Here is a 23,193-nt window from a genome sequence, read left to right as displayed (position 1 = left end):
ATTTACTCCTGAGACAAGGCACCAGAGGGCTGATCGAACCAGCGGCGCTTGAGCCACAAGGCCACGCCCACCAGAGAGATCAGTACCGGCACTTCCACCAAGGGGCCGATGACGGTGGCAAACGCGACCGGCGATGCGAGGCCGAAGGTGGCGATGGCCACGGCAATGGCCAGTTCGAAGTTGTTGCTCGCTGCGGTGAACGCCAGCGCGGTGGTACGTGGGTAGTCGGCCTCCAGCAGCTTGCTCATCCAGAAGCTGATGAAGAACATCACCACGAAGTAGATGGTCAGCGGGATGGCGATGCGCAGCACATCCAGCGGCAGTTGCAGCACCATGTCGCCCTTCAGACTGAACATGGCCACGATGGTCAGCAGCAACGCCACGAGCGTCAGCGGACTGATCTTCGGAATGAAGCGTTCCTGGTACCAGGTCTCGCCCTTGCTACTGATCAGGATCTTGCGGGTCAGGAAACCGGCCAGGAACGGGATGCCCAGGTAGATCAGCACCGATTGGGCGATTTCGAGGAAGCTGGTCTCGATGACGCTACCTTCAAGACCAAACAGCGGCGGCAGCAGGCCCAGGAAGATCCAGGCGTACACGCTGAAGAACAGGATCTGGAAAATGCTGTTGAAGGCGACCAGGCCCGCCACGTACTGGTTGTTGCCACCGGCGATCTGGTTCCACACCAGCACCATGGCGATGCAGCGCGCCAAGCCGATGAGGATCAGGCCGGTCATGTACTCCGGCTTGTCGGAGAGGAACACTACCGCCAGCCCGAACATCAGTACCGGGCCGATTACCCAGTTCTGGACCAGCGACAGCACGAGGATGCGCTTGTCCTTGAAAACCTTAGGCAGTTCCTCGTATTTCACCTTCGCCAGCGGCGGGTACATCATGACGATGAGGCCAATCGCGATGGGGATGTTTGTCGAGCCTACCGACAGGCTGTTCAGCCACGCGGGCAATCCCTGGAACAAACTGCCCAGGGCGATACCCAGGCCCATGGCCAGAAAGATCCAGACCGTCAGGTAACGGTCGAGGAAGGAAAGTCGGCTTTTGCTCATGGTGGATCTCCCTAAACGTCAGAGCGTTCCGATGCGGGCCAGCTCGGCCTTGAACTGCGCGGCATCCAGTTGTTCAAAAGGCAGTGCGAGGAATGCCTTGAGGCGTCGCTTGATCTGCTCAAGCGTGATGTCGAACGCTGCGTTCAACTCGGCGGGGCTGCCCTGCAGGTCCGACGGATCGGAAAGCCCCCAATGGGCTTTTACTGCCGGCCCGAAGAACACAGGGCAGGCTTCGCCGGCGGCCTTGTCGCAGACGGTGATGACGAAGTCCGGTGCCAGCTCGGCGTGAGCATCGCTGGATTTGCTGCTGAGGCCATCGGTGGAAATACCGGCGCGCTGCAGCGCGGAGATGGACAGCGGATGTACCTCGCCTTTGGGCTGGCTGCCGGCGCTGTAGGCCTTCATACCGGCCGGGGCCAGGTGGTTGAACACGGCTTCTGACAGGATGCTGCGACAGCTATTGGCGGTGCAGAGGAACAGAACTTTCATCGGTTTTGCTCGGCAGTGATCAGCAGCAGGAGGCGACGCGCTGTGGGCGGTCACCCATTGCGTCCAATCGAGTGGAACTGCTGTTCAGCCACTCGCTATTGGCCTCCAGCGTCGTTTTCAGGATCTCGCGTACCCAGGCGGGCAGCTCTGGATGCAGCCGGTAGTAAACCCATTGGCCCTGGCGGCGGTCTGCCAGCAGGTCACACGTGCGCAGCTGCGCCAGGTGGCGGGAAACCTTGGGCTGGCTTTCTTCCAGTGCACAGATCAGCTCACAGACGCAGAGCTCTTCCTCGCGGGCGATCAGCAGCATCATCCGAATGCGGTTCTCGTCGGCGAGGCATTTGAAAACCTTGGTTGGGGTCAGTGGATCAGTCATAGCGATTCTCAGTGTTTGGTTTTCACGAGGACGAACATCTTGATGCGCTCATGGATCTCGTGAAGCGTGTGGCGGAAGGCATCGTGCTTGTCGCTGGGGACTGGATCTTCGAAGTGCCACATCAGGCGCTCCCCGAATTCCGGCAGGACCTGGCATTCCAGCGCCGCCTTGTCGCAAAGGGTGATTACGTAGTCGAAGTGTTCGTCGGCGAACTCATCGATGGACTTGCTGCGCAGGCCGCTGGCATCGATACCGAGGTGCTCAAGCGCCGCGTAGGTACGCGGATCGACCTCGCCAGGCTGAGTGCCGGCGCTGAAAGCTTCAAAGCGCACAGGGTCTGTGTGTCGGAGCAATGCTTCGGCGAGCTGGGAGCGAGCAGCGTTTGCGGTGCAAACAAACAGAACGCGGATCTTGCCAGTCATCACGAGGTACTCTGTGTATATATGATTTTTCGAATATACGCTTTTTCGAATGTATCGCAACCCCGCCGATGACGGATGGCTTTACATGTGCATATTCGCGCACATATATTGGCGGCATGACGACCAACCAGAACCTCCGCACCCAAGCCATCGACGCTGTCATCGAGTCGCTGGACGAAGCCTTCTTCAAAGCACTCTGCGAGCCCTCCAGGGTCGCGGTGTTCAAGCGCGTGCTTCTGCTGGGCCGGGCGGATGTCGGCGAAATCGCTAAAGAGCTGCCGCAGGAGCGCTCGGTGGTCTCCAGGCATCTGCAGGTGCTGCACGATGCCCAGATCGTGAAAGCCACCAAGGTGGGCAGGCAGGTGTTCTACGAAGTGAATGGTGGGGCGATCGTCGAGCGCCTTGAGGGATTGCTCCAGCGAACCAAGGGTCTGGTTTCGCTGTGCTGCCCGTAGCTCGTGCCCTTTTTTGACCTGATACATGCATGAGTGCGCACGCATGAATAAATCGACTTGCGCGTTGGATGTGATCGTCATCGGTGGTGGGCAAGCGGGCTTGGCGCTAGGCTGGCATTTGCAGCAGCACGGCTTGGACTTTCTGATCCTGGATGAGCAGGCGCGCCCAGGCGGAAACTGGTGTAACTACTACGACAGCCTGCAACTGTTCTCCCCGGCGGAGTATTCAGCGCTACCGGGGATGGTGTTTCCCGGTGATCCCAAGAGTTACCCGCTGCGAGACGACGTGGTGCAGTACCTGGAGGCATACGCCGCCGAATTTCAGCTGCCTTTTGAGGGCGGTACCCGGGTGCTGGAAGTCGTGCAGAAGGACAAGGCATTTGAGGTTCTCGCCGCCAATGGATCGACCTTCACGGCGCGTGCGGTGGTCGTGGCATCGGGGGGCTTCAGCCGTCCAAACATGCCTGACATTCCTGGCCTGGAAAGCTTCTCAGGGACCTGTCTGCACAGCTCTGCGTATCGAACGCCTGAGGCCTTTGCCGGCCAGCGTGTCGTCGTAGTTGGTGCGGCGAATTCGGCTGTTCAAATTGCCTATGAGCTTGCCGGCGTTGCGCAGGTAGTGCTGGCGACTCGCGAGAAAATCCGCTTTTTCCCGCAGCGGATCCTGGGGCTCGATTTTCACGCCTGGTTGAAACTCACCCGGCTGGAGCACACGCGCTGGTTGAGTGACCAGAGCACGCCTGTGCTGGATACCGGCAAGTACCGGGCTGCCCTGGACTCCGGGCGGCTCCAGCGCAAAGCGATGTTCCAGCAGGTATTGCCCGATGGCGTTGTCTGGGCGGATGGAACCACCCATCAGGCCGACGCGCTGATCTTCGCCACCGGTTTCCGGCCGAACCTGGAGTTTCTGGCACAGCTTCCAGTCGCCGACCAGCAAAGTCGTGTCCTGCAGCGAAACGGCGTGGCAGATCAGGTGCCCGGCCTATACTTCGTCGGGTTGCCCAAGCAAAGGAATTTCGCCTCGGCAACCCTCAGAGGTGTAGGGGCTGACGCGGGCTATCTCATGCCCCAGCTACTTCGTCATCTGGAACGGGTTGGTTCGACGGAAACACCCGCTCAACGATCGCGCAGTCCAGCCAGCGGCCTTCAAGGCAAGCGTGCTTCTCATAGACGCCAACCGTCCTGAAACCGCAGGACTGGCAGAGCGCGAGACTCGCCTCGTTGAAGGTGAAAATGCGGGAGAGGACTTTCCAGAAACCACGTGCCTCAGCCTCGCTGAGTAATGCCTTGAGCAGCGCCTTGCCGATGCCACGTCCGCGGAAGTCACGGTGCAGATAGATCGAGCAGTCGGCGATGCCGGCGTAGCACGAACGCGCGCGGTAGCTGCTCAGGTTTGCCCACGCCACTACCGTCCCGTCGACCTCGACGACCAGCACCGGATAGCGGGACATATCGGCAACCCAGGGTTGTACATCCATGGCGGTGCGCGGCTGGGTCTCGAACGTAGAGCTGCGGTCTTCGATCCCCTGGTTGTAGATCTCGGCAATGGCCTGAACATCACTGTGTTGAGCGAGGCGAATGTGCATCTGAATTCCCTATGGTCGGTGCAAGCAACAACCGCCTTACCTGGCCCCTCAGGGGTTAGGACAACCCTTCTCCGGGGTTACGCTTCAATCACACAGCTTCTGAAGCTCGTCGTGAATTCTCAGCAGTAATGCATCCTTGCCATCAGTAGCTTGGCCGTCCTTCATCAGGTAAGCGGATATCAAAAGAGTCGCGGGGTGAACACCCAAGACTCCAGCAAGTTGGTCAGCCTTTTCGATCGTTGCACCTTTCAGACCGCGCTCTAGCGAGCTCAGATAGGTCCGACTGCTCACGCTCGAAAAATCCTCCTGTGTTAGTCCCTTATGCTTGCGAATCAGCTTGAGAGCAAGGCCAAAGGCCGGATTCAGATCCATTTTGCTGCATCCACAAAATGGAAAATGAAGCCTCTTCGAAACCTATAGGACTACAATCTATAGGACTCATTTGGAGAGCGCGCTATGTTTACGACCTACCGGGCGGCAGAGATGCATTTCGACCTTAGCCCGGAAAACGCGGATAAGCAGGTATGGAGCTTCGTGGAGCAGGAAATCATCTGGCCTTGGTTTTACGTAGAAATAGTGCGAGGTATCGGTGATGACGAGTACTGCAGCATGCTGATGATCCCTCATGCCAGAGATCTGCAGAGACTCCTCAAAAAGCCATCAGAGGTGCTTCGAGTGGAGAGCATCAGCTTGGTGAGCCCTCCCCATATCAATGGACGCCAAGAGTGGAGCCTGGAGCCGCTACTGGAGCTGAGCTCTATCTGTTACGAAGATACCGAGGAGTTAGGATTTATGTATGTCGTCGCTGGCGGAGAGACTTACACCGCTGCCCGTACTGGGAGGATGGAGAAATATAGGGAGATAGACAAAATTTTTTCTGCACAGCGCTCCTCTTGAAGAGCTTTCTACCGAATGATGATGGCACATAGGGCTCCTCTGAGCGGCCCAATCTACGCACCTTAATTCTTTAGAGCCTCCTGCAGTAATTGATCATTAGCGCGTTATAGAGGGCAAGATAGAGAATAGGCCTAACCACGAGAGCGCCCAGATGAGCGACTTTCACCAGTCAGATAGTAGCTTTGCGGAGATCATGGGGGGCAATGCTCGGCGGCGCGAGGAACTGATGAAGGCTATTCGGGAAGCAGATCCTGCCGTCCATGCTGAGGCCGCCGAACGACTCATGGAAGCGATGCGTAATAAAGATCCGAGCCAACGGCGCCGTTGGCTATGGCTAGCTGCGTTCTGCAAGTGATCTGGGCTTAGTAACCCGCAGTGTTGAGTCGGAACGCCGACTCATAACGCCGTGAGCAATGCGTAGAGTGGTCTTAAAGTGTAGTGCCCAAGGCTCACTCGGAGTCATCGCGGGGCCCCGCGACCGACCTCAGCGTAGCCGACTTCGCAGTCGCGGCCAATCTAGTCTGCAACTCCGCTATGAGCTTATCGCGCTGCTGGATAGTGGCTTCAAGCTCCCGTACACGATGAGTCAGCAAATAGTTCTGACGAGCCCATGCAGTAATTTCATCTCGCGCTGCCTTCAGCGCCTCCCGGTACTCGCGGGCCTTGGACCGCGCTTCCCCCAGCTCCCCTTGTTTGGCCTCCAGTAGTTGCTTCGGCGTGGTTTCATTGAATTTGCGAATCGCTGTAAGGATGGGCTCGTGGAAACGATAAATCGTGGAACGATCTATACCCGCTTCTCTTGCCACTGTCGTTGCGCTGATGGAAGCACCGCGCTTAACGCGGCGCGGATTGCCATTTCTCAGGCGAGCGAATGCCAACTCTAGCTCTTGCCGGGTCTGCCGCTGCGACTCTTCCTTGTGCGTCCGCAACGCCTCGGGATTGCCTGCCGTATCCATGCGGCTCATGCTTCCGACCTGCCGTCGTCGAGTTTGCTGATCACCTGATTCGCTTTCTCCAGAATGCGGTTGGCCCGGCTCTTGGCCGGCACACCCATATCGGGTAGTTGCAGCACCACTAGTTGCTGCCCAGCAATTTCCTTCCAAACAGGAAGGTGTTCAGGGCCGATCAGCGCCATATTGCAGTCGACGCACATATCTGCCTCGAATAGACACAGCCCACCGCAGCTGCCCCCTTTGGCATTACCGGCACACCAACTATGCCCGGTACCGTTGAGAGTAATCGTGCTGCTCAACTCCTGAATCAATTCGTCCTTGTTCTTCGCGGTGCGAACCATGGGGCGCCAGGTGCCCAGCCAATCCTCACCTTTGGCCAAGGGGGTATCGGAGTCGAGGTAACCGGCCAGTATCTCCGCTTGGCGTTCCTGTTTCGCACGGACCACATCGTCCAGCAGACCGTTATCAATCTGGTACTCGTCTGCCCCGCCGTCGGCATACACCATGGTCATGTCGAGACTCCAGTGCCCATAGTGCTCCTTCAGGTACAGCAGATCCCCCAGTTCCGAACGAGCATAGTAGTATGCGAACGCGCGCCGGAACTGGTGGGAAGCAAGGTCCCAAACATCACCGCTGTCGTCACGGATCTTGAAATGCCGACAGAAGTCCTTCAGCCATCTGTTGACGGCGGCACCGCCCGGCATCACGGCCACCGGCCCCTGCTGGCTAAAGTGCGTCGCAAGGAACAACTTGTTCCTGCTCCTAGATATTTCCGACAAGCGTTTTGCATGCTTCGACTCGATGGTTTCCAGCTTGCGAACCTTCCGCTCTTCATCTCGAAGCATCAATTGGAGAGGCTCGATCATGCGCTCAGCAAGATCTACCGCCCGCGCTACGATCGGCGGAACCAACCATTTGTGCGGTCGCTCGCCGGTCTTGTAGATCGTGCCATGCAACCAGATGCACTCATAGCTGCCATCGATTCCGGGCTCCCTGGAGATGCACCCGGACTCCAAGGACATCATTTCGGAGTTGCGCAGGCCGGAGAACATGTTGATGCAGATGTAGCTGGCCGTCCTGAGCAGCGCCATTTCGGCATGCAGTTCTCGGAGCCCTGCATAGCCGTGTGCCCTGGCCACTTCCGTACCAAATACATGCCGATAAGCAGGTCCTTTCACACCACGCGCCGCGGCTGCCACCATTGCCTGCTCCGCCTCGGCCTGAACAGCCAAGATCGCCGATGCTCGTTGCTCAACGTATTCAATGGATTTCTGAGCAAGCGGCACGAACACTGACTCGGGAATCAGCGGCGTCTTCGGTACTCGATGGGCCATGCGCTGATCCATGCCGGCCAGCAGGGCAGCGCTTTCAAAGGGCCAGGGATGAGACGGCAGGTAGTCATCGATCTTCTCCGCCTGCGCATACAACTTCTCGACCAGGAGCAACCTCTTCATCACGGTACTTTTGGCGACCTTTCCATCCTTTACTGCCACTACGTACTCCAGGGTTCTGCCATCCAACTGGGCAAACCTGGTGATGCCTTGACTGACCATCCAACGCAGCAGAAACGTCAGGTTACCCATCAGGGTGATCAGTGTCTTCAGCCCCGGGCGCTTCCCGCCCTCGATGGGATCGACATGAAGGGACCAAATGAAATCCTTGGCCGAAGCCAACAACCTGCGATGCGCTACATCAGTCAGCCTTGAACCATCCGGCAACGCGATACTCCAGATGATCCGCTTTTCACCGTCCTTGGCATTCTCTCGCGAGATATACGGCCAGAAATTCCAGACGTCATCTTCGTACCGGCTGATTACAATCGGCGAGCCCGTCGTATTGACGGCGACCGAAACAGGTAGACGTGCTTTTTGTGGGAAAGGCAGGCCAGCCAGGCGAGTAACGTCAAGCTGCAGCGGGATCATATTGCGGCTCCGACAACCGCCCAGGCGGGATGAGGTGTCTGCGCGGCCTTGCTCTTTGCTGCCTCGACCAGGTCAGCCGGAAATTGCGTTGCTATGTCGTTGTCGATGGTCTTGATGACCCAGCCGTATGTCTTGACCCAGTGATGCGGGGCGATCTTGTTTCTTTCGGCAAGCAGCTTGTAGTAGAAGCTAAAAATCTTCCAGAGGTCGTCTTCGAAAACCACCATCTGCGGGCATCTGAAGCAGACCATGTACTTGCCACAAACTTCTCCACCCTCGCGAAAGGGATTTTTGCAGCGAGCAACGACGGTGTTGTATCCGCCACTCAGGAGTTCGTGCACGTTCCGTAGCGGAATTCTCCCATCGGCGGCCAGCGCCGTGGTTTTTTTCTCATCTGCGGAAGTGATCCAGCCCACCATCGCTTGCCCGACAAAAACATGATCCCGCTCAGCAACTGCCGGTAACGACACATAGTGGCGTGCGGTGGTTTCGGCGGATGTATGGCCCAGCGCTTGTTGGACCTTGCGAATGTCTCGTGTTCGGTCGTACAGGTTAGTGCCGAAGGTCGGGCGACAGCGAGTGACGCTGAAGAGAAAACGTTCTCCCCGGTCATCCACCAGCTCATGTCGTGCCACGAAATCCGCGATGGCGTTTCGGGCATCCACTTGGGTGAAGCGGTTAACCTGTCCCTGACGAGTTGATCTTGGGTGGCGTCCGGTATGGGGCACCTGCCACAGGAATACCAATTCGCGATCTTCGGCGCGCGCATCTTCGGTCAGTGAGCGGGTGAAGTCGGCCAGCCATCGGAAGTGGTTGCCCACAGTTGTGGGGATCGTGCGTACATGCTCTTGTTCAGTCCCCTGGTCGGCGCCCTGCGCCCGATATGATGCGACCTGCGTGGAACCGCCGCGGCGCTTTTCAGTGATGAGGACTTCCCGATCCTTGAGAGGATGGGGTTTTAGACTATCTCGCCGTAGCTCAAGTAGGCTTTGAAAGTTCCGGCCGGTGGCCAATGCCAAGACGATCAGGTGCACCGCCAGCACCTGGGCTGGCGACAAAGCGTCTCCGCCTCGCTGGTCGTGGATACGCTTCAAGTCTTGATTGCACGCTGCAACGATCCTGTTCTGCTCGCCCTTGCTATAGGACGCGCGCTTCGGCACCAAGCGATTGATATTGGGGAAAGGCGACTTGGGGAACCGCAACTGGGCGCTGACCGAGTCCGGCGTCTTTTTCATTCGGTTGGTCAGCGCTGTCTTCAGTGCCGTATAGGCGTTTTTCTTCGCTGAGAGCGATAGCGGTTGGCCGACTCGTCGCCCCCCACCGGCAATACGTCGTTCGAGCCACGCCAGGAAATCTCTGACAACCTTCTCGTCAATCTGAGCCAAGCGGCTGACGACGCAGCCACTCTTCTCAAGCTCATCCAAGAATGGCAAGAAGTAAGTAGCGAGCTGCTGAAATATCCCCTGCAGGGTGACTCCCACCAGCTCATGTCGCAGCGACCACACGGCATCCCGTACATGCATTACTAGGTCATCGCGACCACGCCGGCACCATGGGTCGAAATCGAAGCGGATTTCACCGTGATGCTGACAGCGAATGGTGAAGCACCATGACGGCGGCAAGTCGACGATAGTGCCTTCCAGGGTGATGGACTCAACTCTCCGAACAACTCGCTTCCTACCAATCATGACCGACTCCCTACGCGCTGCAGAACCTCTTCAATGTAGCCGTCCACCTCATCATGTTTCAGCAGGTCCGCCGCATGCACGTAAACCTCGGTGGTGGTGATGCTCGAATGGCCCAGACGATCCCGTACCCAGTGCAACGCGCCATCCGTGCCGCGCCGCTCGGACATGCGCAAAAATTCGTAGGTGCCGAAGGTGTGTCGGAGACGATGAGGCGTGCACTTAACCCCAGACTTGGCCGAGGCTCGTTGAAAGGTCACATCCAAGCCATCCAGCGACAATTCAGCTCCATCACGGGTCAGGAAGAGCGTGGTTGTCTCAGCGCCATGGCGCTTGTGGTACATGCCGGCTAGTTTCGGTCGCTCCCGCATCATGTAGTCGAACAGATGGCCCGCCAAGTCATATGGCACCATCACCCAGCGCTCCTTAGAGCCCTTAGTCGTCGTAAGACGCGGATCGAGCGTCATCTTGATGGCCTTACTGGGGGAATGTCCGGCCGGCGTCGGCAGAACCCGAACATCGAGCGCGCAAGCCTCCTCACGACGTAGACCGCATAGCAACATCAAGTAGGCTACCAGTTGCGTCCTGCGGGGTGACAGCGCCCCGATAAACTGGACGGCCTCCGGTATGCTTAGAAACTTGGGGAGTTGCTTCTGAGTACGCAAGGTCAACTCATTGGCCTGCAGGCGATTCCCCCAAGCATCGACGTGGGCCAAAAAACCCTTTGGTTTTGACACAAACACTTCCTGAGTTTCGAATGGCAGCCGTTCAGCCAAGCCCTGGCGAGCGCACCAGGTGTAATATGCACTGGTGGTCGAAAGGCGCTTGTTGATTGTGGAGCGGGACAGGCCACGATCCAGCATCGAGTTGCGCCAAACCGCGATGTGCTCCTGGTTGACCCGAGTCCAAAACAAAGCGTTCTCTTCGAGGAAGGAGAAAAACTCGTAGAGATGGTCAGCGTAGGTTCGCCAAGTGGCGGGAGAGCGAGTGCGCCCTCGCACAACCGCGATGTGGAATAGGTAACGATTGACCGACCCGATCAGCTCTGCATCGTCGTTGGCCAGGAACGGAATCCCTGGCAAGGCCACGCCATTCAGCTCAAAGCTCTCATCCGTGTAGAACAAGCGCATACGCATCTCTCTACCAGCATCAAGATTGTAGTGTGTTGACTCAAAGGGAGGTCTTTTAGCAACACCTTGATGTTAGTAGAACATGAGGGCGTGAGCCGGCTGTTCGAAATGAATTGGGATATCCCACGGGTGTCGAGTGTGTCCGGTCATCGTGACTGGAACTCATTGCGGCGCTATACCCACCTGCGTGGACGGGACGATCGATACACAGAATGGAAGTGGTTAGAGCGGATTATCCGGGCTCCAGTTACCCTCGGTGCACGGGTTGAGTAGTCCGGCTGGGCAACGTCCGATTAGCGACACCTTGTCAGTGGGTGGTGCAACCAAGTCCGCCGAGCACCCGCAGCTGGTAGTCGTTGAGGGCTTGGAACAGCGACTCGGCCAGGATCTTCAAGCGCTCAATCTCTTCAGGCGGCGCCCCAAAATCCTTTGCTTCCTGGTAGCGCTTCAAAGCCTCCATCGCATCTGAGAAGGCCTGGTGATCTGGAAGGAGAACTTTCGTCACATCGCGGTTCACGAATCACTCCCCCTACGTCAATGCAGGATGTGCGGTGCCTTACCGCGGATGATGAGCTGATGGTCGGTCACCAATCGATATCGCAAATCCGCGACTGCCCTGAATAGTTCGATCTCTTCAGGCAGCGCACCGTCTGCCTCAGCTTGCCGCAGGCGGCGCTGTGCATCGATCGCTTTCTGGATCAGTTCCTCACCAGCTTCTGCTAGTCCCTCGATGGATCGTTTCACGGCGATAACCTGGTAGTTTGACCAAGGCAGTATAGAAGGCCCGGTGCCGGCGAAGAAATCAACGAAGGTCTGTGACGGCTGCAATCGACCCATAGCTGCCCTTCGTGCGGTGCAGCAATCGGCCAGGAGCTGTCGCTCACAATTCCAATCGGTCAGCGTGGCGAACGACTTATATAAAATGCCCAGCCCTCAGTACCAATTGCTGCACCACCCAAACCCTATATCGACCCATCAAAAAAATTGAACCGCTCTTGGAGGCGCTCGCCTTTCAGGTTCGGGATAACCGCACAGGCAGTGTGCCAACACAGGCATACTCCGAGAGATGCTCAGCGGGGCAGTTTTAGGGCACAAAAGGTTAGCGTAAAGCATTTTTCCGAAATAGACTGTGAGGAATCCCATGCCGGATTTATTCTTGGCTACAGCGAGTGGACTGATCTATGCGAATTAAAGAAGTAAAATACAGTGAGTATGAAGGGCTACCTAACAACTGGGTCCTTGCCAACTTTGAGTTGACAGATATAAATTTACTAGTTGGTAAAAACTCTGCCGGCAAAACTAGAACTGCAAAAGTAATATTTGGAGTCACACAGATCTTTGCCGGAAAGACACAAAAAGGACTTGATTCAGGCAAGTACAAGGTTGTGCTCGAAGATGAGGGTAATGTCTATATATATAAGGTGTCAATTGCAGGGGGGGTTGTTGTTGAAGAGAGCCTGCATATTAACTCTGAGTTAAAGCTGGATCGCAGTGAGGACGGATCGGGCAACATTTTTTATGAAGAGGAACAAAAGTTTTTAAAATTTAAAGTTCCTCGGGATGTGATCGCGATTGCGCACAAGCAAGATGAAATACAGCATTCGTTTCTCGTCCCGCTTATTAGTTGGGGTGAGTCCTCTGAAATGTACCACTTCGGATCGGATTTTGGACGACAAGAACTGATCACGCGTGATCATGTTAACTCAAGGATGGAAACCCCTCTAGAGATATTGCAAAAACCGAGCAATGTTATTGAGGTGTACCTAGACGGGTATAGAAGATTTGGAGAAGAGTTTGATAAGGCAATCATGGAAGATATGCGACTGCTGGGATACGATTTGGTTGAGGTCGGATGCACGAATATACCAGTGAGTGTGCCAGGATTGACAACTAGTGTTTTTGGGTTGTTTGTTCGGGAGAAAGGTTTTGAATTTCCTGTTATCCACGCTTCAATGTCTCAGGGTATGTATCGGGCATTGGCGCTAACAATCTCATTGGGCTATTCAATTTTCGACGACAATAAAAATCTTATTGTGGTTGACGATGTTGGCGAAGGTTTGGATTTTAGCCGCTCTAATTCACTGATTGAACTCTTGATAACAAAGGTGAAAGCGTCCGGTAGTCAGCTTGTGATGACTACTAATGATCAGTTTGTTATGAATAAAGTGCCGTTGGAGTACTGGTCTATTCTTACTCGCACAGGAACAACTGTAAGTGTGGTAAATGAAAGGAATTCACCGAAGGAATTTGAAGATTTTAAATTCATAGGATTGAATAATTTCGACTTCTTTGCCTCCAATTATTTTATGTGAGGCTGAGCAATGAAAAAGGTCGCTATTTTTGTCGAGGGCTTCACTGAACAGCAATTTGTCATTAAATTGATCCGGTCTATCGCAGGGATGCGGGGGGTAACATTCGAAATTCAAGAGCAATTTTGTGGGCTGCTGCAACTTGTGGAAATGCGACAAACTGAGGGTGCTGAATTTTTTGTGTTGATGGTGAATTGCAAGAACGATGCGCAAGTTAAGTCCCAGGTCATAGCTCAGCACGCAGCACTAACCCGCAATGGATATTCAAAAATTATAGGGTTGCGGGATGTGTTTCCCCACGGGCACGATCAGTTGCAAAAAGTTCAACAGTTTCTTGCTGTCGGACTTCCGGAGCAGGGCGCACCAATAGAAATTGTATTGGCTATTCTAGAGGTAGAAGCTTGGTTCATTGACGAGCATACCCATTATGAGCGCATCGACGCCAGCATGACTTTAGAGTCGATTGTGGCAAAAGGTCACAATATTGAATCAACTCGTGGTGAGGCTTGGCCACAGCCTGCAGTTAAGCTACACGAAATCTATTCGGAGTGGGGATTGGCTTACAAGAAAAAAACAAGTCAGATCAATCGAACGGTCGATGCTCTAAGCGACGAAGAGCTTTATGTAACCGTCCGAGGTAAATCCCCCTCCTTAGATGCCTTAATTTGTTCTCTCGAAGAATTTTTATTTTCCGAGATTAAGGAGGTTCAGTGTCACTAAGACCAACTCATGAAATGATTCTAGGTGGCTGAGCGAATCACCCCAACGAGCTGGGGGGTAGGAAAGCCAAGTAAAGCCATAACGGTAAGTAGTTCAATCCTCTGTCGTCCGCTTTTGCGCGACCGCTCTGGGTCGATAGCCGCCGATCGTAGGCGGCTATCGCTGCAGGGTGGTCAATGCGAATCCAATTGACAGGAAGGGTCGTAAGCAAGCAAGTAGATCGTGCGCGTGATAGACACTGATCAAGTGAGGTGCACTGTCCCAGTCAGCCTGCCCGTAACGTCTTATTCAGTTGCGCACACTCTTTACGCGCAGCATCCCGCTGCTGATCCAGGTAAAGGGCCAGATCGGCAATGTGGATACCTCGGGCGCTCTTCTGGCTTGGTTCAAGTCGAGTGATGGGCAGCTTGATCTCACCGGCCAGTACCTTGCGTTGGAATACTAGCGGCGTGAGGTGCGTAAAGTAGTCGGCGCACACCTGCTCGAGCGAGATAATAGCTAGGCCGTTGTACTGCGCCATCAACACAAAAGCTGTGTTCATGAATGTTTCTCCTTCTGCGGCTGGGCATGGCAGAGGCCCTCGCGAACGTGGCCGCGTGCGAGTTCGATCAGTTCGTCGTCGGAAACAGGCTCCACGTGCTGCTCGCCGTTTTGCACGGCCTCCAACCGAGTGCGGTACAGCCCGGCCTGGCCGAGCCAAGCGGCTGCGTTGTCTTCGGCGTCCGGTACCGGGCAATCGTTGGCTGTGGGTTTCATGCGGCCTCCTGCTGGTACAGGTCGATCAGGTCTTTCGCATTGGCGGCAATCAAGTCCTCGGCCTCGTCAGGGCAGACGCTGTTTCCGATCAGTCGGATCTGGTCGGTGTTCTTGATGGGGCGCCATTCCAACTGGCCGGTTTCCAGGTTTTCGAACAGGCCGCGATCAAGGATGTAGTCGGGGCTGAAGCCCTGGGCGAGCTTTAGTTCCGGGGCTTTGAGCATGCGCAGGGTGAAGTCGACCAGTGCGTGTTCGCCGAGTAGCACCAGGTCGACCGGCTCGGGGAAGTGTTCCGGCAGATACTTGTGCAGGAAGTGAGCGCACTTGCGAGCCTTCACCAGCAGCTCGGGCGGCAGGATCGCGGCGGGCACCTGGACAATGGTGACCAGCGCCATGCGTTCTTTGGTTGGCAGGGTGTGCATTGGTTCGCCCATACCTTGCCACTGCCCGCCGGTACCGTAGTACTTCACCAGGTACGCACTGGCCAGGCGCTGGTTGGTGCCGCGCCCGAGAATGGTGCTCAGTGGTACCTTGGCTGCTCGTCCGTCGCCCTTGTAGAAGCCTCCGTTCGCCTGCTCGAAGTGGCATGCAGCGACCGCGTGGTGACCGCTGCCGGTGGTCAGGTCGTTTACGGGGTGGCCCGTGCCGTTGCCGGTGGAGCCTTTGCGCAGGGTGATCATCGACGCAGTGACCTGTGCTTGTTCGCCTCGGTTTGCCCCGGTGATGGTCCGGGTGGACTCGGAAGCGGGGTAGCCCGAACGGTCCCCATGATGGGGAAGGTGGGTCAGGTGGACTGCGGCCAGGGCGAAATGGCCGCCCTTGATCTGGGCCACCTGAGTGCGCAGTGGCTCGCCTGCGCTGAACGTGCGCTGCGTGCTCGCGTTGGCGAATTCGGTCAGGCTTGCGGCGGCCAGCTGCTGCTCATCCAGCTGGAGCACGAAGGGCTGCTCAGGGGGACAGTATCAAGCTCGCCAAGGAACGCCTAAAGACGTTCCGGCGGTCGAAGATCATCATCGGCGGTACCCCGACCATCAAAGGCCTGTCGGCAATCGACGCCGAACTGGAACTGTCGGACAAGCGTGTGGGGTTGGTGCCGTGCCATGGCTGATCGCCTTCACCAACAGCTCGATGGGTGAGAGCTACGAATACAAGAGCGACGCACCGAAGACCGACGAGCTGGAGAAGCGCGCCGAGCCTTATGCCGAGCTGACCGCCCCCAGGGGCGTGTTGTTGGTAACCGTCGGTGTCGACGTGCAGGGCGATCGTCTTGCCGTGCTCTTCACGGGCTGGGGGCGCGGGGAGGAGTCTTGGCGGTTGTACTGGGGCGAGCTGGACGGCAACCCCATCGATCCCCACGATCCGGTGTGGACCGAACTGGACAAGATGATCGCTAAGCCGATCCCCACCGAAAGCGGCGCTCAGCTCTCCGTGTCGGCGGTCAGTATCGACAGCTCTGACGGCAACACCAGCGATGCGGTGTACACCTACGTTCGAGATCGCCAACGCTTCAACATCATGGCGATCAAGGGCGCATCGATCGACAGCCGGGATCGGGAGATCTTCACCAAGCCGGCCCAGTCGGCGGACACCAGCCAGGACAACACCAAGGCAGCGAAATACGGGTTGCGGGTCTACATCGTCGGCACCCACAAGGCCAAGACGCTGATCGATGGCCGGATGAAACTCACCGGCGCTGGGCCGGGGCGCATGCACTGGTACAGCGAGATCCGCGCGGACTACTACGAGCAGGTCACCAACGAAGTTCTGGCCCCGCACCCCCGCCAGCCCAGCAAGATGGTATGGCAGAAGAAAGCCGGCCGGCGCAACGAAGCGCTGGACTGCGAGGTGTACGCCCTGCACGCGGCGCGCAGCCTGAAGACGCACCTGCTGCGCGATCACGAGTGGGACCAGCTGGAGCAGCAACTGCTTCAGCCCACCCTCTTCACTACTGAACAGGCGGTGGCGCCGGTTCCTCGCCGGGTGGTCACGCGCGGTCGGGGTACGCGGAGCCGCGTCCAATAACCGAGGTCACCATGACTGAAGCACAACAACGCCTTGACGAGGTCCGGGCGGCGATCTCGCGTGTCCTGAAAAACGGTCAGAGCTTGCGCCGGCAGGATCGAGAGGTCCGGCTGGCCGAACTCAATAGCCTGCGCTTGCTGGAGAAACAGTACGTTGAGCAGGTCGCCCAAGAGCGGGCTGCGCAGCAGGGCCGTGGCCGCAGCCGCATTTCCTACGTGGGGCTTTGACCATGTGGAGCAAGTGGCCGTTTCAAAAGCGGGAGTCTGCTGCCGAGCAGCTGATGGCCGAAGCGATCCGCGTGGCCAGGGCATCGGTCGAGGATAAGCCGATAGTTGCCCAGGGCGGAGGTGGCGGTGTTGAGACCCGTTGGCGCGGCGCCTCGCGGGTGCTGCGTAGCGTGGCCAGCTGGATACCCGGCCTCGGCAGTCCTCGCCGCGACTTCAACCAAACCGAGCGCCGGATGCTGGTGGCACGCTCCCGTGATGCCATGCGCAACCACCTGGTGGCCCGCGCCGCCATCACGCGGCTGCGTACCAACGTCGTGGGCACCGGGCTGGTCTGCCGCGCCCAGGTCGACCATGAGGCGCTGGGCATCACCGAGGAAGAGGCCGAGCAGCTCAACAGCCAGCTGGATCGGTTGTGGTCGCTGTACGCAGATGACCCGAGGGAGTGCGACGCGGAAGCGACGCTCAACCATTATCAGCTGCAGGCCCTGGTGCTGGTGTCGTCGATGGTGGCGGGTGACGTGTTCGTGGCCAGCCCCGACCAGGAGCGCCCCGGCTGCATTTTCAGCACGCGCCTGCAGCTGATCGAGTCCGACCGTGTCGGCAACCCGAACGGCGGCATGGATCGGGTTGACCTGGTTGAGGGGATCGAGTTCGACAGCCTGGGCGCACCAGTGAGGTGCTCAACGACCTCAACGGCGACCTGGTGACGCTGTACCGCGTAGTGCAGAACCACCTCGAGGAGTTCGTCCGCCAGTTCAAATGGGCGCTCAGCTCCCGGCAGATCTTCGAGTGGCAGAAGATGACCCGCCCCGAGACGCTGACCGACATCCAGCGCGCGGCCCGGTTCTTCTACCTGCAGCAGCATGCCTTCGGCGGCAAGGTCACTGGGCAGACGTTCGGTACCGCCACCACTGGGCCGGCAATCAACCTGCTGCGCATCGAGGAGAACCTCTCGGCAGCCTGGCAGCGCCTCGCCGGCACCTACGTTGAGAACCTGTCCTGGCTCGACTGCGCCGAGCGCTACGATCGAGCGCACACGTTCTTCTACATGGACCCGCCGTATTGGCAGACCGCCGGCTATGGCGTCGACTTCCCGTTCGCAGAGTACGAGCGCATAGCCGACTTCATGCGGCGCTGCAAGGGCAGGGTGATGGTCAGCATCAACGACCACCCGGACATCCGGCGGGCCTTCGACGGCTTCCACTTCGAGTGCCTGGATATCCGCTACACCACGGCGAACCAGCGGCACGGCAAAGCCGATGTGACCGGTGAGCTGGTGATCATGAACTGGCAGCCCGAGGGGCTTGGGCAGCTATTTTGACGTAGGGCGGGCAGGCCGCCCTGGGCCCGTCAATTCGTGTGCTATCGGCCCATCACAACTCTTTGCTGCAGCTCCTTCAGTTGCTGAGCCTGATTTGTCGTGCGCTGCTCAATTCGATGGTGCAAGGCGGCTGAGAGCTGAAACAGCTCTTCGGTGGACAGCAACAGGTCGCCGGTGGAAACGGCGCTGAGCATTTCCCGAAGCGTCATCACGCCGGCGTCTTCTGGGATCGGTCGAATTTGCTCCTTGCCGGAGTGATCGAATGATATCAGCCAGCGCCGCCCCATCAGCGATGGAGCATCAGCAGGTTTCGCTGATGTCGGCTTAGGAAATTGGCGGTGAAGCCATTCCCGGTACTCGCCAGCCAGCTCGGCCTTGCAATAGTCTGCTGCGCGCTCGGCGCCTACGGTATCGATCATCCACAGTTCGCGATTACCTCGACGCAGCTTGCGTTTGTGCTGGGGTGCAAGACTGCGGACTAACCGGTCAGAGCTGCCAAGGCTAAGCGCGGAGCAGAGGTTTCCGGCGCTGAGCCAGGGTTGACCTTCCAACTCAGCAATCAGGATGAGGTGACCACGGAAGGCGCGTTGCTCGACCATGGTGTCCCGCACGGCAGGCAGATTACTCTTCTCGGAGACCGCCTGTTCCAGCTGGTTGAAAGCGGTGATGTACGCCTCTTTCCATTTCGCCGCCTCCTTGCCAGTGAAGCCCATGCATAGGAAGGTGAAGCCATCGCGGGTCATGCGGTAGTACGGCTCAGGCTTGTTGTTCGAACCTGGGCGGGAACACTCCGCAAAATTGCGGAGTGTGAATTCGGGGGAGCAGTCCAGGCTACGCAAGCGCTTAAGAACGTCGTCGTGACGTTTACCGAAGTGGGCGGCGACATCAAGACTGGTAGTAGTCGGATGGCCGTCAATCAGCTCTACGACTACTGGGGCAACAGATGCGATGGCTTTCATGGTGGATCTCCTGTGAGGTAGGAGGCTCCGCGCCCGAGGCCAATCGGGTGGACGGAACCGTGCAGGTTGGCCTACCGGCTCACAGGGGCCGGCCACCCTCTCGGGTGCCCACACGGCTCCGCCCATAATGCAGGCGTTGCCATGCTGCGGACGAAAAAAAACCGCTTATAGAGCGGTGATTACGTCCGCCTGTGAATTTCCGGGAGGCCAATCCCAGGCTGCAGGATTTACTGCAACTGGCGGAAATTAGCGTGGTCGGCTTGGCGTGTCAACATTTGGACTCCACGTCCTTTACGCTACCTTGGTGTCACGTCCGGTTAAGCTCAGCTTTTGAGCTGATGGTGGCTGAGTGATATCGTCTGTCTTGGTCGGTTCGAGTCGTGCCGCCGAAAGTGCCTTCAGCTGGCTGGGAACTGGCTAGTTGGGATGTGACGGAATTGTGACGTTATCTAGGGAAGCAACGATGCCTACTATCAAAACCACTTTGCTTGCAGGTGCAAAACCTGAGGCCGCAACACTTGAAAAAATTCAAGCGCAGTATGGCGCTCGTCCAGGGCAGTCTCTTGAATTTATGGTTTTTGAAGTGGATTATGATCGAAAGAAATACTATTGCTGCTGGTCTGGCGGGGAGGTGAAAGACGGCGAGCCGTATCTAACGTTAGTCGGGCAGGCGGCACTTGAAACTCTTTCAAATTTACCGCTTGGTCGTGATGATGCTTTGATCATCCAAGAGTTGAAGATTGGTGAAACACCACTCAGAAATAAAATCAAAGCGGCTTTGAAACGTGCGCCAGCAAATTCAAAAATTTGCTTCATTGGCGATATGCAAGGGGAGCTCGACGGTCATTTGCCTCAAGCATTTAATCTGCAGAAAGGCTCTAAAAGCATTTCGCATTAATCATCGAGAATGCATGATGGTTGACGGTCTTGAAGTTAAAGTCAGGTCTGAAATTGCAAGTGTAATTGATAGTCTTGAGCGTGCCGAAGCTCGATTCGAACTGGCTTCGTTTGAGCCGGAGAACATTGAGGCTAGAGATCGTGCGCTGGTTGAGGTGCGAAATGCTCTAGACGCGGCCAGGTTAGTGGCGGCGGCACTCGGAGGTGTCCCAAAGCCTATACGCCATTGAAGGGTGAGCGGGAGAGCAGATCCCCGCCATCTGACCTGGTTGAGTGGGGCAAAAATGGGGCAAACCGTACGCCATTCTATGCCACCCAATGCCCTTTGCGGCCCTGATGCACTGTTGCAAAAAAGGCGCTCAAGCCCTGAGTTTAGGGGCCTGGGCGCCTTTTCTCGTTAATACTCCAGCACAATCGGGGTGTGCTATAAATCAAACTACGCTAGGGGAGTCCGTATTTTGAATTTTTCATCCAAAAAGAGATGGTGGATTACGGGGTGCCCGAGGCGCTACACGCTGTTGCATCCACTGGTTGAAATTTACTGTTTGACCGGGGAGCTGGAATGGGTTTGAAAGGACGTGGCAGTATTGCTCTGCATGACTTGAAAGGTCAGCAGGATATAAAAACGCAACGTCGTATTTTTTCAAAATTTCGAATGTGTTCTCTGTTTTGTAAGGGGTGTCAATGTGGTTGCTTAAGAATAACTCGTAAAGTAATAGCCAATTTTGATCTAATTCATACAGGGTGGCATTGTCGATAATTCCCTGTGCGTACTCCTTGGCTGAGGCGATGGAGTTGTTGAATTTGCATAGCATTGTTATTGCTGCGCAATCTTTTGACTCGAGTACTTGTTTTATCTGGTCGTTGCCAGGCTCGCGGCTTAGTTGCTTTAAGTAATAGAGTGCCCAGCACATTCCGTCTGAGCGACGATGTAGAGCATTTATCGTAATGATCTTGTTAAGTTTTTCATGCGTTGCGTCTATATCGTACTGGTCGGATCGAGCGTCAATTTTTTCAAGTAGCGGGAGAAGGGCTGGGAAATGCCAGGCAAGGTTTAAGGTGTAATTAAGAACGGCGGTCGCGGTGTCGTCAGTTGCTCTGGGGGCAATTGTACTAACGGCATATCTGAGTACGCTTCCGTCTGGAGTTTCTTTGTTAAGTCGGACGGCATAATCAAGGAAATTTATTGCCTCGCTTGTGCTTAGGGTAAGTGCTCCGTCACTATTTGTGCGTTTGGGTAGAGCATTGTTTAGCAGGGAGGTCCATGGGTCTTGTAAGGGTTCGGGTAATTCTTTTATGGTTGTTTTATTTAAGTTTAGGGATAGTCTGTAGTTCGAAAGTTCATGTCCTAGGATTCGGATGAAGCTCTGCGCTTCGTCATGCGATTCGCAGTATGCAGTGTAGTCATCAATATATCGTGTAAAAATGAATTCATTGCTCTCAAGTATCTTGTCGATTTTGCATAGGATTATTTCTACAGCAATGTTTGATGCTGCTGGTCCTATAGGTAGTCCAGATGTCTCGTTTCTCTTGGAGTTTCTGAAGGCAGTGTCTAGAAGGCTGCTCCAGTGTTTCGGTTTGGAGAAGAGATTTTTCTTCGCTTCGTCGTATCCTTGGATGGCCCATTCTAAGGAGTGCGTGTAAATTGAACCGAAACAGTTTGATATGTCAGTGTGGGCGCGAAATCGCTTTCCAAATGTATCTTCGAGAGCAGCACTGGTTCGAGCTTCATGACTCTCATAATTCATGATAATCATGCGTCCGTCGATGTGCTCTTCTATTTTGATGGCGCTTTGGGTGCTGGAGGTTAGTTTTGATATCTCCTCATGGTTTTCCATGATTCTCGCATGTAGTCTTGCATAAGCAAGTGGGTGTAATAGGCCAAGTGTTCGAGAGATGTTGTTGTATCTGGTTACACGGTATTCGGCGAGATCGAACCAGTGTTGCCTGCGAAGATCTTGAATGGCAACTTTTGAGAGTTCTTCGGCTATTTCCGGCGTAAATCGTCGTGTTGTGAAGCAAGGGGGGAGTTCGCTTGCCGAGTCTTTTTGATTGGGGAAGTAGTTCCATCTGGTCAAGGCCTCAGAGAAGTGTCTCTCTGAAGAAAGGGCCATAGGGATGTTTGAGAAAGGGCTGGTGAATTCTTTCAATTAAATTTCCTTGTTAAGCCGTTTCGAAAACTTTTAAGAAATGAAGATGGATCATGGCACTCTGCTATAGGGGCGTCTAGATGTCGAGTCGCGTGCGGCGATGAGTGAGGTTTAGAGTTGGGCCAGAGGGAGTGGGCTGAGAAGCAAAAAGGCGCAAGAAGCCGTTGGTACAAAATTGGTACGTATAATGTCTTCTTGCTCTTAATTGATTGTTTTTAAAGGGTTTTTTGAAAAGTATACCCAATCCATCATCGGCGCCACGCTGAAGCGGCGAGACGCTGCAGCGCTCAAGGCTCAGTGCCATTTGCACTGGCTGCGATCCAAGGCGCGGGTGGATGGCTGGAAACGGTGCTCAGACCACATTCCAATTCCAGCGCCGTGCACGCAATGCTGCGACTTGCTCATCGGTCGCGAATCCACCCTCATCGCCTTCTTCCACCCCATGCCTAATCTGCGCGGTCAGGGATTTTTCGTACTCGATGTAGTCACCCAGAACGTGCATCGCCAGGCAGCTCGCCTTTACGCCGTTGGCTTTGGCAAGTTCAGCGAGAGCGTCGAAAAGATCTTCCGGAAGGTTCAACGTTGTTCTGGCCATGGCAACCTCGGCGTCGGACGGTGACCGGTCATCGCCAAATCTGTTTCTACTGCGGTAATCCTGCGCAAGAGGCGGCGCCTGCGGCGGTGCATGCCTTGAGTCTGGCGCAGCGGTTGCAATGCCTACACTGATACCGCGTCGTGCCAACAAGGCGGACAGCGGTGCAATCACAGGAGTGACTGGCCCGAAACAGATGTGGGAGCTGGCTTGCCAGCGATGCGCCGCGCGGGCGGCGCTCGATCTTGAGAGCGCTGCAAA

Annotated in this window: 26 protein-coding genes and 5 pseudogenes; 13 read left to right on the top strand and 18 right to left on the bottom strand. The window is 56.1% G+C overall.

What is annotated here, in order from left to right; all coding sequences use genetic code 11:
* Positions 1-2 precede the first annotated feature (2 nt).
* Genes arsB through ACQ4N9_RS14885 form a run of 4 tightly spaced genes read right to left on the bottom strand, consistent with a single transcriptional unit; the run spans position 3 to position 2,351 of the window.
* Entirely contained in the window at positions 3-1,064 is a 1,062-nt protein-coding gene (arsB, locus tag ACQ4N9_RS14900; protein WP_390967434.1) for an ACR3 family arsenite efflux transporter, read from the bottom strand.
* 18 nt (positions 1,065-1,082) lie between these two features.
* Positions 1,083-1,553: an arsenate reductase ArsC gene (locus ACQ4N9_RS14895; protein ID WP_323830585.1), complete on the bottom strand. Its 471-nt coding sequence runs from the start codon at positions 1,551-1,553 to the stop codon at positions 1,083-1,085.
* 19 nt (positions 1,554-1,572) lie between these two features.
* Positions 1,573-1,929 carry a metalloregulator ArsR/SmtB family transcription factor gene (locus ACQ4N9_RS14890; protein ID WP_323830502.1) on the bottom strand — a complete coding sequence of 119 codons (357 nt, stop codon included), beginning with the start codon at positions 1,927-1,929 and terminating at the stop codon, positions 1,573-1,575.
* 8 nt (positions 1,930-1,937) lie between these two features.
* The gene (locus ACQ4N9_RS14885) at positions 1,938-2,351 is read right to left on the bottom strand and encodes an arsenate reductase ArsC (protein ID WP_323830503.1); all 414 of its coding nucleotides are present in this window, start codon (positions 2,349-2,351) and stop codon (positions 1,938-1,940) included.
* A 116-nt stretch (positions 2,352-2,467) separates the two neighbouring features.
* Between ACQ4N9_RS14885 and ACQ4N9_RS14880 the strand changes: the two genes are divergently transcribed.
* Positions 2,468-2,806 carry an ArsR/SmtB family transcription factor gene (locus ACQ4N9_RS14880; protein ID WP_323830504.1) on the top strand — a complete coding sequence of 113 codons (339 nt, stop codon included), beginning with the start codon at positions 2,468-2,470 and terminating at the stop codon, positions 2,804-2,806.
* A gap of 43 nt (positions 2,807-2,849) precedes the next feature.
* A pseudogene (locus ACQ4N9_RS14875) lies at positions 2,850-3,893 on the top strand (flavin-containing monooxygenase); the annotation flags it as partial.
* On the opposite strand, the gene ACQ4N9_RS14870 reads toward ACQ4N9_RS14875, so the two are convergent.
* A complete protein-coding gene (locus ACQ4N9_RS14870) occupies positions 3,868-4,392 on the bottom strand; it encodes an arsinothricin resistance N-acetyltransferase ArsN1 family A (RefSeq protein ID WP_323830505.1) in 525 nt (174 codons plus the stop codon). The pseudogene ACQ4N9_RS14875 and the gene ACQ4N9_RS14870 overlap by 26 nt on opposite strands.
* Before the next feature lie 84 nt (positions 4,393-4,476).
* Entirely contained in the window at positions 4,477-4,764 is a 288-nt protein-coding gene (locus ACQ4N9_RS14865; protein WP_323830506.1) for a helix-turn-helix domain-containing protein, read from the bottom strand.
* A gap of 84 nt (positions 4,765-4,848) precedes the next feature.
* Here ACQ4N9_RS14865 and ACQ4N9_RS14860 point away from each other — a divergent pair, with 84 nt between their 5' ends.
* Positions 4,849-5,289 (top strand): hypothetical protein, encoded by a 441-nt coding sequence (locus ACQ4N9_RS14860; RefSeq protein ID WP_323830507.1) that lies wholly within the window; start codon positions 4,849-4,851, stop codon positions 5,287-5,289.
* Positions 5,290-5,440: 151 nt separating this feature from the next.
* Complete coding sequence (locus tag ACQ4N9_RS14855) at positions 5,441-5,644, top strand: hypothetical protein (RefSeq protein WP_390967435.1); 204 nt, start codon at positions 5,441-5,443, stop codon at positions 5,642-5,644.
* A 94-nt stretch (positions 5,645-5,738) separates the two neighbouring features.
* Here the strand turns inward: ACQ4N9_RS14855 and ACQ4N9_RS14850 are convergent, their stop codons facing one another.
* The 4 genes from ACQ4N9_RS14850 to ACQ4N9_RS14835 are packed head-to-tail and all read right to left on the bottom strand — an operon-like array spanning position 5,739 to position 10,979.
* Positions 5,739-6,254: a hypothetical protein gene (locus ACQ4N9_RS14850; RefSeq protein ID WP_323830509.1), complete on the bottom strand. Its 516-nt coding sequence runs from the start codon at positions 6,252-6,254 to the stop codon at positions 5,739-5,741.
* Positions 6,251-8,164 carry a hypothetical protein gene (locus tag ACQ4N9_RS14845; RefSeq protein WP_323830510.1) on the bottom strand — a complete coding sequence of 638 codons (1,914 nt, stop codon included), beginning with the start codon at positions 8,162-8,164 and terminating at the stop codon, positions 6,251-6,253. Before ACQ4N9_RS14845 ends, ACQ4N9_RS14850 begins: the two co-directional genes overlap by 4 nt.
* Positions 8,161-9,852 carry a tyrosine-type recombinase/integrase gene (locus ACQ4N9_RS14840; protein ID WP_390967436.1) on the bottom strand — a complete coding sequence of 564 codons (1,692 nt, stop codon included), beginning with the start codon at positions 9,850-9,852 and terminating at the stop codon, positions 8,161-8,163. The genes ACQ4N9_RS14845 and ACQ4N9_RS14840 overlap by 4 nt, the downstream gene beginning before the upstream one ends.
* On the bottom strand, positions 9,849-10,979 hold the full coding sequence (locus tag ACQ4N9_RS14835; RefSeq protein WP_390967437.1) for a tyrosine-type recombinase/integrase: 1,131 nt from the start codon (positions 10,977-10,979) through the stop codon (positions 9,849-9,851). Before ACQ4N9_RS14835 ends, ACQ4N9_RS14840 begins: the two co-directional genes overlap by 4 nt.
* A gap of 75 nt (positions 10,980-11,054) precedes the next feature.
* Between ACQ4N9_RS14835 and ACQ4N9_RS14830 the strand changes: the two are divergent.
* Positions 11,055-11,252: pseudogene (locus ACQ4N9_RS14830) on the top strand (site-specific integrase); the annotation flags it as partial.
* A 34-nt stretch (positions 11,253-11,286) separates the two neighbouring features.
* On the opposite strand, the gene ACQ4N9_RS14825 reads toward ACQ4N9_RS14830, so the two are convergent.
* Entirely contained in the window at positions 11,287-11,496 is a 210-nt protein-coding gene (locus tag ACQ4N9_RS14825) for a hypothetical protein (RefSeq protein WP_390967438.1), read from the bottom strand.
* 17 nt (positions 11,497-11,513) lie between these two features.
* Entirely contained in the window at positions 11,514-11,816 is a 303-nt protein-coding gene (locus ACQ4N9_RS14820) for a hypothetical protein (protein ID WP_390967439.1), read from the bottom strand.
* A 344-nt stretch (positions 11,817-12,160) separates the two neighbouring features.
* Here ACQ4N9_RS14820 and ACQ4N9_RS14815 point away from each other — a divergent pair, with 344 nt between their 5' ends.
* Entirely contained in the window at positions 12,161-13,291 is a 1,131-nt protein-coding gene (locus ACQ4N9_RS14815; RefSeq protein WP_430933148.1) for a hypothetical protein, read from the top strand.
* Positions 13,292-13,300: 9 nt separating this feature from the next.
* The gene (locus ACQ4N9_RS14810) at positions 13,301-14,008 is read left to right on the top strand and encodes a hypothetical protein (RefSeq protein WP_390967441.1); all 708 of its coding nucleotides are present in this window, start codon (positions 13,301-13,303) and stop codon (positions 14,006-14,008) included.
* A 265-nt stretch (positions 14,009-14,273) separates the two neighbouring features.
* Here the strand turns inward: ACQ4N9_RS14810 and ACQ4N9_RS14805 are convergent, their stop codons facing one another.
* The 3 genes and pseudogenes from ACQ4N9_RS14805 to ACQ4N9_RS14795 all read right to left on the bottom strand — a co-directional run.
* Positions 14,274-14,549 (bottom strand): pyocin activator PrtN family protein, encoded by a 276-nt coding sequence (locus ACQ4N9_RS14805; RefSeq protein WP_125858015.1) that lies wholly within the window; start codon positions 14,547-14,549, stop codon positions 14,274-14,276.
* A complete protein-coding gene (locus tag ACQ4N9_RS14800) occupies positions 14,546-14,764 on the bottom strand; it encodes a hypothetical protein (protein ID WP_390967442.1) in 219 nt (72 codons plus the stop codon). The genes ACQ4N9_RS14805 and ACQ4N9_RS14800 overlap by 4 nt, the downstream gene beginning before the upstream one ends.
* A pseudogene (locus tag ACQ4N9_RS14795) lies at positions 14,761-15,690 on the bottom strand (DNA cytosine methyltransferase); the annotation flags it as partial. The gene ACQ4N9_RS14800 and the pseudogene ACQ4N9_RS14795, both read right to left, overlap by 4 nt.
* On the opposite strand from ACQ4N9_RS14795, the gene ACQ4N9_RS14790 reads away from it, so the two are divergent.
* The 5 genes and pseudogenes from ACQ4N9_RS14790 to ACQ4N9_RS14770 all read left to right on the top strand — a co-directional run.
* Complete coding sequence (locus tag ACQ4N9_RS14790; protein ID WP_430933145.1) at positions 15,666-15,872, top strand: phage terminase large subunit family protein; 207 nt, start codon at positions 15,666-15,668, stop codon at positions 15,870-15,872. The pseudogene ACQ4N9_RS14795 and the gene ACQ4N9_RS14790 sit on opposite strands and share 25 nt — an antisense overlap.
* Positions 15,860-16,786: a terminase gpA endonuclease subunit gene (locus ACQ4N9_RS14785; RefSeq protein WP_430933143.1), complete on the top strand. Its 927-nt coding sequence runs from the start codon at positions 15,860-15,862 to the stop codon at positions 16,784-16,786. Before ACQ4N9_RS14790 ends, ACQ4N9_RS14785 begins: the two co-directional genes overlap by 13 nt.
* An 11-nt stretch (positions 16,787-16,797) precedes the next feature.
* Positions 16,798-17,013 carry a hypothetical protein gene (locus tag ACQ4N9_RS14780; protein ID WP_430933141.1) on the top strand — a complete coding sequence of 72 codons (216 nt, stop codon included), beginning with the start codon at positions 16,798-16,800 and terminating at the stop codon, positions 17,011-17,013.
* Positions 17,014-17,015: 2 nt separating this feature from the next.
* Positions 17,016-17,687, top strand: a pseudogene (locus ACQ4N9_RS14775) (phage portal protein); the annotation flags it as partial.
* Positions 17,687-18,334, top strand: a pseudogene (locus ACQ4N9_RS14770) (DNA adenine methylase); the annotation flags it as partial. The pseudogenes ACQ4N9_RS14775 and ACQ4N9_RS14770, both read left to right, overlap by 1 nt.
* Positions 18,335-18,375: 41 nt before the next feature.
* Here ACQ4N9_RS14770 and ACQ4N9_RS14765 read toward each other — a convergent pair.
* Positions 18,376-19,293 carry a Rha family transcriptional regulator gene (locus ACQ4N9_RS14765; RefSeq protein ID WP_390967451.1) on the bottom strand — a complete coding sequence of 306 codons (918 nt, stop codon included), beginning with the start codon at positions 19,291-19,293 and terminating at the stop codon, positions 18,376-18,378.
* Positions 19,294-19,756: 463 nt separating this feature from the next.
* On the opposite strand from ACQ4N9_RS14765, the gene ACQ4N9_RS14760 reads away from it, so the two are divergent.
* Positions 19,757-20,191 (top strand): hypothetical protein, encoded by a 435-nt coding sequence (locus ACQ4N9_RS14760; RefSeq protein WP_390967452.1) that lies wholly within the window; start codon positions 19,757-19,759, stop codon positions 20,189-20,191.
* 466 nt (positions 20,192-20,657) lie between these two features.
* Here the strand turns inward: ACQ4N9_RS14760 and drt4 are convergent, their stop codons facing one another.
* Both drt4 and ACQ4N9_RS14750 read right to left on the bottom strand, forming a co-directional pair.
* Entirely contained in the window at positions 20,658-22,340 is a 1,683-nt protein-coding gene (gene drt4, locus ACQ4N9_RS14755) for an antiviral reverse transcriptase Drt4 (protein ID WP_390967453.1), read from the bottom strand.
* 352 nt (positions 22,341-22,692) lie between these two features.
* Positions 22,693-22,935 carry a CopG family transcriptional regulator gene (locus ACQ4N9_RS14750; RefSeq protein WP_390967454.1) on the bottom strand — a complete coding sequence of 81 codons (243 nt, stop codon included), beginning with the start codon at positions 22,933-22,935 and terminating at the stop codon, positions 22,693-22,695.
* Positions 22,936-23,193 lie beyond the last annotated feature (258 nt).

This window comes from Pseudomonas sp. ES1 (assembly GCF_050586605.1).
Classification (GTDB): domain Bacteria; phylum Pseudomonadota; class Gammaproteobacteria; order Pseudomonadales; family Pseudomonadaceae; genus Aquipseudomonas; species Aquipseudomonas sichuanensis.
The sequence above is the reverse complement of the archived record's forward strand: the minus strand, read 5'-3'. Positions and strand labels throughout refer to the sequence as shown.